The following is a 10,956-nucleotide window of genomic DNA, read 5'->3' on the forward strand; positions in this document are numbered from 1 at the left end:
TTTCTAAGCCGCCTGTGCGGCGGCGGACAAATTTTTGGGTTTGATGGCGCGGAAAGTGTTTTTCTAAGCCGCCTGTGCGGCGGCGGACAGCACTTTCACTCTCGGTGCAATAATGTTACTTTTCTAAGCCGCCTGTGCGGCGGCGGACCCGAGAAGACTGCCAGCGCCGTGCAGCGAATCTTTCTAAGCCGCCTGTGCGGCGGCGGACGTTTCTCTTCGGTCGGTTGCGGGTGCGACATCTTTCTAAGCCGCCTGTGCGGCGGCGGACGACCGAGAAACGGTTAAGCGCAAAGCGATCCAGTTTCTAAGCCGCCTGTGCGGCGGCGGACGGCCTTGGCTAGCACGGTGCTGGGGTGCATGTTTTCTAAGCCGCCTGTGCGGCGGCGGACGCCGTCGGCGTTCTTGATCGGCGTGCCATCCATTTCTAAGCCGCCTGTGCGGCGGCGGACGCTTGACTAATGCGGAGCTGGCGAAAATTACCTTTCTAAGCCGCCTGTGCGGCGGCGGACTCAACCAAGGCGAGCTGTCCGCAATTCTGAACTTTCTAAGCCGCCTGTGCGGCGGCGGACTTGATCTGCGCTATGCAATGCTCCGGCGTGTATTTCTAAGCCGCCTGTGCGGCGGCGGACAGGTGTTGGAATGAGTATCAGGGGCGATGAGTTTTCTAAGCCGCCTGTGCGGCGGCGGACGGCGAACTGGTTGCTCTCTCGTTGCGGGCTATTTTCTAAGCCGCCTGTGCGGCGGCGGACTTGAGTCTGAGCTAAATCTAGTGCTGACGGGATTTTCTAAGCCGCCTGTGCGGCGGCGGACTTGGTGCGCTATTTTCCAGCGTATTCCACGACTTTCTAAGCCGCCTGTGCGGCGGCGGACATGATTTGCGCGTCGATCGAATAACGGTGCTCTTTCTAAGCCGCCTGTGCGGCGGCGGACGAACTGGCGCAAATCGACCACGAACATCCGCTTTTCTAAGCCGCCTGTGCGGCGGCGGACCTTTCGGTGGGGAATTCGGAACGCAGCAGCGTTTTCTAAGCCGCCTGTGCGGCGGCGGACATTTGTCTATGTGTCCGGCTGAGTTGCTAAGCTTTCTAAGCCGCCTGTGCGGCGGCGGACTTGACCTCGATCTGCAAGTCCACCGTGGTGCCTTTCTAAGCCGCCTGTGCGGCGGCGGACCCGGACGGCGGCACTACGCCGGTCGCGATATATTTCTAAGCCGCCTGTGCGGCGGCGGACGCGGGCGCTTGGATGTCTAGCGTAAACGTCTTTTTCTAAGCCGCCTGTGCGGCGGCGGACACTTACGAAACCGCCGACGGGGGACATCGGTTTTTCTAAGCCGCCTGTGCGGCGGCGGACACACGGTAGCCGGTACCGGCCGAGGTTTTCAGTTTCTAAGCCGCCTGTGCGGCGGCGGACTGACCATCCGTTTTTTCAGTTTTTCAGGAGCATTTCTAAGCCGCCTGTGCGGCGGCGGACCATAGCGGCCGAAATGACGCATCACGGCGGCGTTTCTAAGCCGCCTGTGCGGCGGCGGACTTCCGTGCACTGACAAAGCAATCATATCGATTTTTCTAAGCCGCCTGTGCGGCGGCGGACAACGCGGCAATGGTCGGAATCTCCGGCCATATTTTCTAAGCCGCCTGTGCGGCGGCGGACAACTCGACATTCAGCGGGAAATCGAAATCGCTTTTCTAAGCCGCCTGTGCGGCGGCGGACTCAGCAACGACATCCTGCAAACCGGCTGGACCTTTCTAAGCCGCCTGTGCGGCGGCGGACACTTGGGCGCTATGTTCAACCGGCATGCTTACTTTCTAAGCCGCCTGTGCGGCGGCGGACCGGTGATCGCCATCACGATCTTGGACTTCACCTTTCTAAGCCGCCTGTGCGGCGGCGGACGCAGTGGGATACAGAGCATAGCGTTGCCGCTTTTTCTAAGCCGCCTGTGCGGCGGCGGACGCGGCACCGGTCAAGACCGGCCGGCTACGCAATTTCTAAGCCGCCTGTGCGGCGGCGGACACCGGCGTGGAACTCACGCCGGGCTTGGGACATTTCTAAGCCGCCTGTGCGGCGGCGGACGGCCCGGCCGCGACGTATACCGCCGAGCTATCTTTCTAAGCCGCCTGTGCGGCGGCGGACGGCGACATTGGCCGTCGTCACGGTAACCGTCATTTCTAAGCCGCCTGTGCGGCGGCGGACGCGGTTTACAAGCTGCTTCGGGATTCGGTGTCTTTCTAAGCCGCCTGTGCGGCGGCGGACCGACGGTGCCTGTAAAAAGTATTTATATTGCTTTTCTAAGCCGCCTGTGCGGCGGCGGACTTCGAAGCGGAAGCCCAGCGTAAGGCGCGCGATTTCTAAGCCGCCTGTGCGGCGGCGGACGACATGAAGGCGCCCTATCTTTACCACATCGTTTTCTAAGCCGCCTGTGCGGCGGCGGACAACACCTGCTTAAAGCCGAATTGCTGCTTGGCTTTCTAAGCCGCCTGTGCGGCGGCGGACTCAGCAATACATCACGAATTGCCGACGTGGGCTTTCTAAGCCGCCTGTGCGGCGGCGGACTGATTATAAATAAACGGGAAGCCGGTTGCGACAAGGGTTGCGGACGGATTAACCCATTTTTACCATCCGTAAAACCAATACCCGTAACCGGCTGATTTAGTTCACATTGTTAAAGAGCGAAAAAAATTGGGTCAAAACTCGGGGACAGTGGCCGTCCGGCTCAAACCGTAAGTGCTGAAATGACCTGCCAGCGGCGCCGCGACGGCCGATTTGCCAATCCACAAACAAAAGCTTTGGCCGTTGCTGAGACTTTGCAAGCGAATAAACGGCGTGGCGTGGCGATACGCTCGGCGCCTACTATATTGCGCCACCGAAAGCGGGCGTTGGCGAGATTGGCTGCATAACGTTTGGCGGCTGCTAAGCAATTCTCGGGATTACAGCATCTGCCGACATTATTAGCAGCGTTCAGCGATAAGAATCATGAATTCAAGAAATGGCCTTTATTCGCAATAACTTACAGATACAATACTTCCAATCATCAGTAGGTAAACCATGAAAACCAACGCCGACAACCGAAATGTTATTCAGGTATTCATAGCCTCCGCTATTCAGTGGATTAAGCGCTTTGTTAGATTGGACCAAAGCAACATCAGCCCCCAAATTACCCTGACCGCAAAAGACTTGCAGGCGCTTTTTGATTTGGAGGATCATCCACCCGAACCGACCGAGCGCATGAAAAAAGCCTTGCAAACTTACAAAAAAATTGTCGCTGAGAAAATATGAGCGGCAGCGGTTGCTAACCATGAGTTAAAAGTACCGGTAACTCTATGCCCAAATTGAACGACAAAAGGCAAGTAACCTTGCCGAAAGCCATTTGCACAGCTATTGGTTTGCATCCTGGCGACTACATCGCTGTGTTCGCCCGCGATGGCATGGTTCACGTCGTCAAGATGGACGCCAGCGAAATCTCCGGAAAAATTCTAGCCCCCATCCAAAGCGAAGTTTGCTCGACCAATGAAAACATCGAGACGCCGGGCAAAACACGCGTAGCCGACGACCGTTTATCCGATAGCAACGGCTAGGCCGAGCGCGCATTTAGCGCGACACTCGGCCGGTGTTCCCCTAACAGCGTTTGACGCATCGAGGCGACGACATCAACAGTCAGAACTCAGGCACGGTAGCGGTCGCGCTAAGCCCGTAACTACTAAATTCGCCGCTCGACGACTCAGCCACCGTGACCTTTTTAATCCACAAACAAAAGCTTTGGCCGTTGCTGAGACTTTGCAGGCGTATAAACGGCGTGGCGATGCGCTTATCCGACATGTCGCAATAGCGAAACGACTTGGGATAAGTCTCCCCACCCTTCGAATCGGAGCGAAGTTCCACCACGCCGTTCCATGCGGCGTCGAAGTCCAGGTCGTGCCGCTTGGCATAACGCCGCGCCAAGCGCTCCGGGTTGGTTTTGGCATGTTCGCGCCGGTAAATCGCATAACCCGCCACCTTGTCCGGCACCGGGCGAATACTGGTGCAATGCACGTAATCGCTCAACCGCGCCAGCCACTTCGGCGCGTCGAAGCGGGCCAGCGTGGCTTCGTCTTGGGCAAACAACCGGCACTTTGCGCCGAGCACGCTGTATTTCTCGCCGATCACATATTCCGGAAACGACACGCCAATCGGCACTTGCTTTTGCTCGTCCTGCATTTCGACTAAGCCCAAGTGGATTTGCTGGACGACTTTGAACCACAGAAAATTCAGCCCGACCTCGGGATTGGGCAGCAAGGTGATTTCCAAATAAAACCGCATGGCTCAGTCCTTGCCGCTTTGGCCGAACACGCCGCCGCGCACCAATACCGCCATCACGTAATGCTCTTGCTCCTTGCTGGCAAGCGCTTCGCCGAGTGCGAAGCGGTCGAACAGCGTGTAAAAGTCGGCTTTGTCTTTAGGGGTACGGAAGGCTTTTCCCAGGTTGGTCACCGCGCCGTAAGGTTCGATGGCGATTGGGCCGATGCCAACGGTGCCATCGTCGTGGCCGGGATACCAGGTGTCGATGGTGCGCAGCGCGTTGCCGATTTTTTGCGAATGCAAGGCAGCGGTGCCGTTGACGGCATACAGGATTTTGCTTTTGTCGCCCTTGCCGTTGCCGAGGATCAATTCCTCGCTGGGGTAAACTTCCTGCGCCTTGCCGATTAAGGCGTAGGCCTCGACGCTAATCAATAAATACGGCAAGCGACCGCACAAGGCATCGGCGATTTTTCCGGCCAGTTTTTGCAAATCCGGGGTATCGGCATTGAAATCACGCAGGGAAAATTGCTTGGCGTCGAAAACCAATGCGTCCCCGTCGCCGGTATCGACCACCACTTCGATTTTTTCCGCGCCGACTCGATTGCGCCATAAATAGCGGGCGTTGGCGATGTTGACGGCGTAACGTTTGGCCAGTTCCGCAAAGCCTTCCTGTTCGATGTAGGCTTGGGCGACGCCTGGATAAACCGCGTTGAAATTCGGCCCATTGCTGGCCGACGGTTTATCCACGCCGCCCAACACTTTCAGGGTAAAGCTCAGTTTTAACGTGTCTTGATCCTCGGCCAACGCGCAGGCGTCGACGGTTTGCAAGTTGGGTTTTTCGACTTCGGCGTTGAGTTTTAAGGGGTCGTTTTGCAACGCGGGTTTCAAACGATTGGAAATCGTGCCGCGCACGGATTTTGGTGTTAAACCAAGCGGCTTGGGTTTGCTACGGTCGTCCCATGTAGTGCCATATAGATAACCGTCGGAAGGCACCAATTTTTTTTCGAAAGCCAATACGGTTGCGTCGTTTTTTGCTGCCATGTTTTAGTCTCCAATAAGATTTGCTGCTGTGAGGGTTCGGCAAAGGTATAGATTGCGTCCGGTATCGACGTGGTATTGCCATAGCACGTCGTCCAGATTGGTAATGCGGTACGGCATTTTGAATTCGCCCAGCGTGACCACGCTTTCGGCGAAGCGGTGCGGTGTGTCAAGGTCGCGTTGGTTGGCGGCTTGGCCCAATTCGGAAATACCCTGAAAGCCCACCGCAATCGGCACCAGCCAACCCGGCGCCTTGCGTTGACTGCTCCATGTGACTTTGCCGCTTTCGTCCTGCTCGCTGCGGTGCATGACTTTCAGATAATCCAGCAAGGCATCCAGCGCGTCCCGCTGCTCGTCGCGCATGGCCTGCACCATCAGTTCCCGGCGCTCGACTAGCACGTAACCGAGCATCAGCCGGTTGAGTAGTTTCCTGACGCTGCGATCGTCATCTTCATCGACGATATGAATTTCCACCGGCTTAACGGTCAGCACGTCGCCACCGGCCCATTTCATCCGCCGCAGTTGCTGGTTAAGCGTGATTTCGAGACGCTCCCGTTCGTCGGTATCGAAGCCTTGTAATTCCACCAACAGCGACACGTCCAAGTGACAGCGGGCTTCTTCGACGAAGGCTGGCCTGCCACCGTCTTTATCCAACGGATTGGCGGTGCCGACAATGGAATGCACGAAATCGCCTTGGCCTTTGTAGGTCTGTAAATCGAAGCGATGGCAGCTTAACGCCACGCCGGTCAGCTCGATGTCGGTCAATCCCTGTTGTTGTAAATGGCGTTGGACGGCATGCACGCCACCCAACCAAGCGGTCATGGCCGGAAAGCCGATGGTGTACGGACTGCTCATCGCGTTGGCGTTGTGAATGCGCAGATGCGGAATTAACAGAAAACGGCGCGTCATTTGAAAAACTCCTGGTCGGCGGCAACGGCTTGCTCGGCCAACGCTGCCAACTCATGGAATTCGTCGTCGCCGAGCTTGGTGCGGCTGTCCTTGCACAGGTATTCGTAAGTTCGAATGATCCAACGGGCAAAATCGCCGGCCACCTCGTCCAGCCATACTTCGGATTGCTCGCGCTGTTCCAGATAGGCGTCGTCGAGCCAAATCCGTTGCGCTAGCGGTAAGTCGCGGTAATGCTCGGTTTGCGACCAGCCGGGACCGGTGGCGCGAATGGCGAAGGCTAGTCGCAAGACTGCGTCGATCAGGTATTTGAGGGTATGACGGATGCCGTCGCGAACGTGCATGTTGTTGACGCCGCTGCGCATCAAGCGGTCCAGGGTCTGGAAGCTGTCTTGGAAACGGCGGGCGGATAGCGAGTTTCTGAAGAAATGTCGAGTCGGTAATCTCACCTGCCGCTGCTCGAAGATTGGCGGCACACTGCTTAACAGATATGCCCGGCCGGCATTTTGATTGTTCAGGACACTGATATTCTGCGGCTTGGTGCCGCCGTACAAGGTAACGGTCAATCCCAGCATGTCGTCGAAACCGTCGGCGTGGTGTTCATTTTTACGCCGGCTGTCCTTGGCCTGTTTGGTGGCTTCGGAAAAGCGCATTGCATCAATGCGGCTTTTGGTTTGGGTTAGCATACCAGCTGGAGTCAGGATAGACAGCAGGTGATAGTCGGCATCGACCGGAAAATAGACTTGCTTGACCAAGCCGTCGGTCCGATTGCCGTCGTCGCTTTGTTTAACCGTCAAAAACCCGGAACGCAGACTGTCGTAATTTGCAGTCGGCACCGTCAACAGGCGCTTCGCTTCCTCGCTGTCCCGTTCCAGGTGCTGCAACAGCGTTTGCCCGTCATTCAGCGGCAGAGTCAAAAACTTGTAAACATCCATCGCCGCCGCGTTGCCGAATACGTCCAACTCGTAATCCACATTGCCGGTACGCAGGTAGCCGTCGTTCGCCTGTTGGCCTTGGGCGATGACCGAACTGGTTTTGGCGCTGGGATGGCTGAATTTGCCGGGATGGCTGACCATGGATAACCAGGCGGCCCGCCGCGCAGCATCCGGCAACCAGGTCGGTAAGGAAAATTTGTCCTCGGCTTCTTGTTGGATGGCGGCTTGTTGATCCGGGTCTTCCGTGGTTTTTAATTTGGTTTTCAGCCAAGCTGCTTTGCGGTCGGCGAAAAACGTTGTGATCGATTCGTGCATTGGCAATAGCCTCCTTTGAAGCGTGTTTTTATGGTTCCTGCTAATTCATGTCTTGATACAAGCCGAATTGATCCGAATAAAACCAAGGATTGTCGCTATTCGGACGAATCATGATTTCGCCGTAACGCTCGGATGCGGCTTGTAATAGCTGTTCGGGATCGACGTCGGCGCCGGCCGCTACGCTATCGGCGTGTTGGCGCAATATGCTTTGGTAATCGCGCGTCATCCATGATCGGGCCTGGGCTTTAGCCGAAAAGGGTTCCGCCGGCACGATGTTGTATACGGATTGGCGAGGGATGAATTGCCCGCGTTCGTCCTTCTCGCAAAACACCGCTTTACCGTCTCGCCAGACCAAAAATAGCGATGTTTCCGGATTGCCGGCTCGAAACGGGTTGATTTGCTGCGGCACGGCGGTTAGCCACCAATTTTCGTGCAGCCAGGCCTGCAAGGCTTGCGGGCCTTGTTGCCGGTAATCGGTCAGGCTTTGATGTAGGGCTTGGTGTTCCAGGTCAGCTAAGCGCTGTTTCGGCTCCAGCTTTTCCGGGCGTTGAATGCGCGGCACGGCATTAACGACTTTGTTCAATTCGGCTTCGTCCACCAATTGAGCAAAGTCGTGGCTGGTCAACCTTAGACTTTTGCCGTTTTCGTAACCCGGTCGGCAATAGGCCGGGCCGCCCGATTGCCGCAAGGCTTTCAGGTTGTATTGCATCACGGCGATATTGGCGTGTTCGATATCGGCCGATAGTCGACGATGGCGTAGCACCCGGCCTGCCAACTGGATGATGGAACGAAACGACGACGGTTCTATGACGGCCCAATCGAAATCGTGGTCGCGCCCCACTTCTTCCACCGGCGTCGCCACCAGTATGAACAATACGTCATCGGCTGCTGTGGAATCCAAATGCCGGCGGATTGCGGGGACCTGAAATGCTTTCGCTGTTTGGCCTGGTTTTTCCTTGCGTTGCAAAATTTCATCCAAATGTTTTTCCTGTTCATGACGTATTAGCAGCACTTGCCGGCTATGGTAAGCCATGATTTTCGGCTCAATGCTGCAGCCCCATTCCGCTTGCAACATGTAGCGTGTCAGCGCGACGCAAGGCGGAATGTTCGCCATCCGCACTACGCCGAACGATACGCGCTTTCCGGTTTTGGCATCGATGCTGTGATGATCAGCGTGCAGCCGTTCGGCGGCTAGCCGAATTTTGGCGAAATACTGTTGCCGTTGCTCAACAGGCTGGCTTTTCAAGGCAAGCAGTTCGTCGCATCGTTCGATAATGGCTTTACGTTTGACAAGTTGCTTGTGCAGATGGCCGACCCGTTTGCCAATGAACTGCCGGTGTAGCTGCGCGTATTGCCGGCAACGGCTATCGGAATCCGTGTTGTCCAGTCGCTCGACTTGCGTACCGAACTCGTCGATCCAGGCGCAGGCCACTAGCGGATGGGCGGTTTTGAAATGGCTGTGCAATTGCCAACCGGCTTGATACGCATGGAAAAAACCTTCCGCCAAATCCGGTGGAATCGTGGCGGAGGAAATCATCACCTTGCGGCCCAACATGCCGGCCAAATGGATCAAACGGCCGATGGCAATCAAATCGGTGCCGTCAAAGTCGTCCACTTCGTCGATCACCAGATCGGAGGACAACAGGCGCAGACAAGGCAGGATGAATTTGCCGCCGCGCCGGGTTTCGGTGGCGACGATGATGTGGTCTATCGTGCAAGCTAACACCGGCTTGTATAAAAATGCCTTGTGTTTTTCGGTCAGCCGGGGTTGATGCTTGGGAAACAGCACGTCGAGAAATTCGGCATGCGGCATGTCGCCAAAATCCAGATCTTCCGCCAATAGTTGTTCTCTGGATTCGGACCCGATGTCTTCGTAGCCGGGCGGCTGGTCTTTTTTCCGCGCGGCTTTGTCGTAAAGCTGTTTGATTGCCGCCGAGCCGATCAAAACCGCCAGGTCCTGGTCGGTCAAACCCAATCGATTGCGGTATTCGTTGCCGGTTTGCAAGGTCAAGGTCCGCAAACCCAAGGCCAGCACGTAGCGCAAACTATCGCCGTCGTCCGCCAGTGCGCGCATGACTTTGGCATTAGCCACGGTTTTGCCGCAGCCGGTGCTGGCCATATTCACCACGAACCAGCCGTAGCCTTGTTCTTGCTGGGCTTGATGTTGGGCTTTGAAGCGGGCGATGCCGTCCACGGCCTTATCCTGCCATTCGAAACCGGCGGGACTTTTTTGCTTGAGGCTTTTAATGTCGTAGGCGGCATCCATCTCGCTACTGAAGCGCGACAGGGTTTGGCTGATTTTCAAAGCTTGATCGCCGACGCGGACCAAATGCTCGTCCAGTTTTTGTTTGAGCCGTTTTTGGCTATCAGTGTTAGCGTAAAGATCGATTACCGACTGCCAATTGCCGTCGGCTTGGCAGGACGAGTAATAGTGATCGCCCAGCATCAGGCACAAACGCGCATGGTGCAGCAACAGCCGGTAGGCGCCGTTGTCGAGCAAGGCTTGGATCGGCACTTGGTTCTGTAGCAACTTGGCCGACCATTTTTTCAGTTGTTTGCGCCATGGATCGGATTGCGACAACAAACCGTCTGGAAATTCGAAGCAGGCTTTCAGGCGCTTATCGTCGTCGTTGGGATTTTGGTAGCCCCAGTCCGCGTTCAAGCTTTTCAGCATGCGCGCCAGACTTTCTCGATTCTGTCCCGACTCGTCGTTCGGTTTGAAGCGACTCGGCAAGCGGTGATGACTCATGATCAACCAGCCGACGAGTTGTGCAATCGGCGGTAAGTCGGCCAATGGATTTTTCAGGTTTTCGGCGGTCAGATTTTTTAACGCTGCTTCGTCCCAGTTGTCATCGCCCAACAGCCTCAGCCAAGTTTTGTCTTCATCACCCGCAAGCCGTACCAAACCATTCAACAACAGACAGGAAATCCATTCGTGGCGTAGCGGATCGCCTACGCAAGAGCTGGATTTGAGTTTGCTTTGGAACAAAGCAGTTGCCTTGCCCCAATCGTGTAGTAACGCCGCAACTGCGACCAAGGCTTTGATGGCCGGCAAATAGGTCCAGTTGTTTTCCCATTGGCTGTTCAGCAGATTCTTTTGCGTGCTGTTGACCGGCACAACCCCCTCGGCATTGAAGCGCTTGCGATTGCCGACTATCCAAACCAATTCGCTCCGGCTCCGTGACCTAATCCAATGGCAACTAACCGCCGTATTTTTGGTGGCGGTCTTGCGCAGCAGGGTTTTGACGGCGATCAGGCCTTCTTCGGTAATCACGGTTTGCCAGGTGTTGTCGCCGATGCGGTTGGCGAAGGCGTCCAGCACGCGGCGGGTGCGGGCCAGGGCTTTTTTCTGGCATTGGCTGACGAAGGTGACCATCATGGGCGGTCGTCCAGTTGATGTGTTCGTGGTTCGACTGGCTCACCACGAACGGTTTTGTTTACGCCGTCAGTTTGTGGTTCGACAGGCTCACCACGAACAGTTTTGTTTACG

8 protein-coding genes, 1 pseudogene and 1 CRISPR repeat array are annotated in these 10,956 nt (G+C 56.1%); of the genes and pseudogenes, 2 read left to right on the forward strand and 7 right to left on the reverse strand.

Annotated elements, in window-relative coordinates; genetic code table 11:
- Nucleotides 1–2,550: direct repeats of the CRISPR family, unit length 28 nt; unit sequence TTTCTAAGCCGCCTGTGCGGCGGCGGAC.
- Between the two features lie 131 nt (nucleotides 2,551–2,681).
- Both cas6f (A1355_RS26545) and A1355_RS26550 read right to left on the reverse strand, forming a co-directional pair.
- Nucleotides 2,682–2,861: a type I-F CRISPR-associated endoribonuclease Cas6/Csy4 gene (gene cas6f, locus A1355_RS26545; RefSeq protein ID WP_064024389.1), complete on the reverse strand. Its 180-nt coding sequence runs from the start codon at nucleotides 2,859–2,861 to the stop codon at nucleotides 2,682–2,684.
- Nucleotides 2,840–2,959: pseudogene (locus A1355_RS26550) on the reverse strand (type I-F CRISPR-associated protein Cas7f/Csy3); the annotation flags it as partial. The pseudogene A1355_RS26550 and the gene cas6f (A1355_RS26545), both read right to left, overlap by 22 nt.
- An 83-nt stretch (nucleotides 2,960–3,042) precedes the next feature.
- On the opposite strand from A1355_RS26550, the gene A1355_RS01800 reads away from it, so the two are divergent.
- Both A1355_RS01800 and A1355_RS01805 read left to right on the forward strand, forming a co-directional pair.
- Nucleotides 3,043–3,273, forward strand: a complete 231-nt coding sequence (locus tag A1355_RS01800) for a hypothetical protein (protein WP_064024391.1) — start codon at nucleotides 3,043–3,045, stop codon at nucleotides 3,271–3,273.
- A 44-nt stretch (nucleotides 3,274–3,317) separates the two neighbouring features.
- Nucleotides 3,318–3,572, forward strand: coding sequence for an AbrB/MazE/SpoVT family DNA-binding domain-containing protein (locus A1355_RS01805; protein ID WP_064024393.1), 255 nt, complete (start codon nucleotides 3,318–3,320; stop codon nucleotides 3,570–3,572).
- A 79-nt stretch (nucleotides 3,573–3,651) separates the two neighbouring features.
- Here the strand turns inward: A1355_RS01805 and cas6f (A1355_RS01810) are convergent, their stop codons facing one another.
- The 5 genes from cas6f (A1355_RS01810) to cas3f are packed head-to-tail and all read right to left on the reverse strand — an operon-like array spanning nucleotide 3,652 to nucleotide 10,845.
- Nucleotides 3,652–4,293 carry a type I-F CRISPR-associated endoribonuclease Cas6/Csy4 gene (cas6f, locus tag A1355_RS01810; protein ID WP_064024396.1) on the reverse strand — a complete coding sequence of 214 codons (642 nt, stop codon included), beginning with the start codon at nucleotides 4,291–4,293 and terminating at the stop codon, nucleotides 3,652–3,654.
- A gap of 3 nt (nucleotides 4,294–4,296) precedes the next feature.
- Nucleotides 4,297–5,313 carry a type I-F CRISPR-associated protein Csy3 gene (gene csy3 / locus A1355_RS01815; RefSeq protein ID WP_064024398.1) on the reverse strand — a complete coding sequence of 339 codons (1,017 nt, stop codon included), beginning with the start codon at nucleotides 5,311–5,313 and terminating at the stop codon, nucleotides 4,297–4,299.
- A 3-nt stretch (nucleotides 5,314–5,316) separates the two neighbouring features.
- Nucleotides 5,317–6,219 carry a type I-F CRISPR-associated protein Csy2 gene (gene csy2 / locus A1355_RS01820; RefSeq protein WP_064024400.1) on the reverse strand — a complete coding sequence of 301 codons (903 nt, stop codon included), beginning with the start codon at nucleotides 6,217–6,219 and terminating at the stop codon, nucleotides 5,317–5,319.
- A complete protein-coding gene (gene csy1, locus A1355_RS01825; RefSeq protein WP_064024402.1) occupies nucleotides 6,216–7,466 on the reverse strand; it encodes a type I-F CRISPR-associated protein Csy1 in 1,251 nt (416 codons plus the stop codon). The genes csy2 and csy1 overlap by 4 nt, the downstream gene beginning before the upstream one ends.
- 40 nt (nucleotides 7,467–7,506) lie before the next feature.
- A complete protein-coding gene (cas3f, locus tag A1355_RS01830) occupies nucleotides 7,507–10,845 on the reverse strand; it encodes a type I-F CRISPR-associated helicase Cas3f (protein ID WP_064024403.1) in 3,339 nt (1,112 codons plus the stop codon).
- Nucleotides 10,846–10,956: the final 111 nt, after the last annotated feature.

Source organism: Methylomonas koyamae (assembly GCF_001644025.1).
Lineage (GTDB): Bacteria > Pseudomonadota > Gammaproteobacteria > Methylococcales > Methylomonadaceae > Methylomonas > Methylomonas koyamae_A.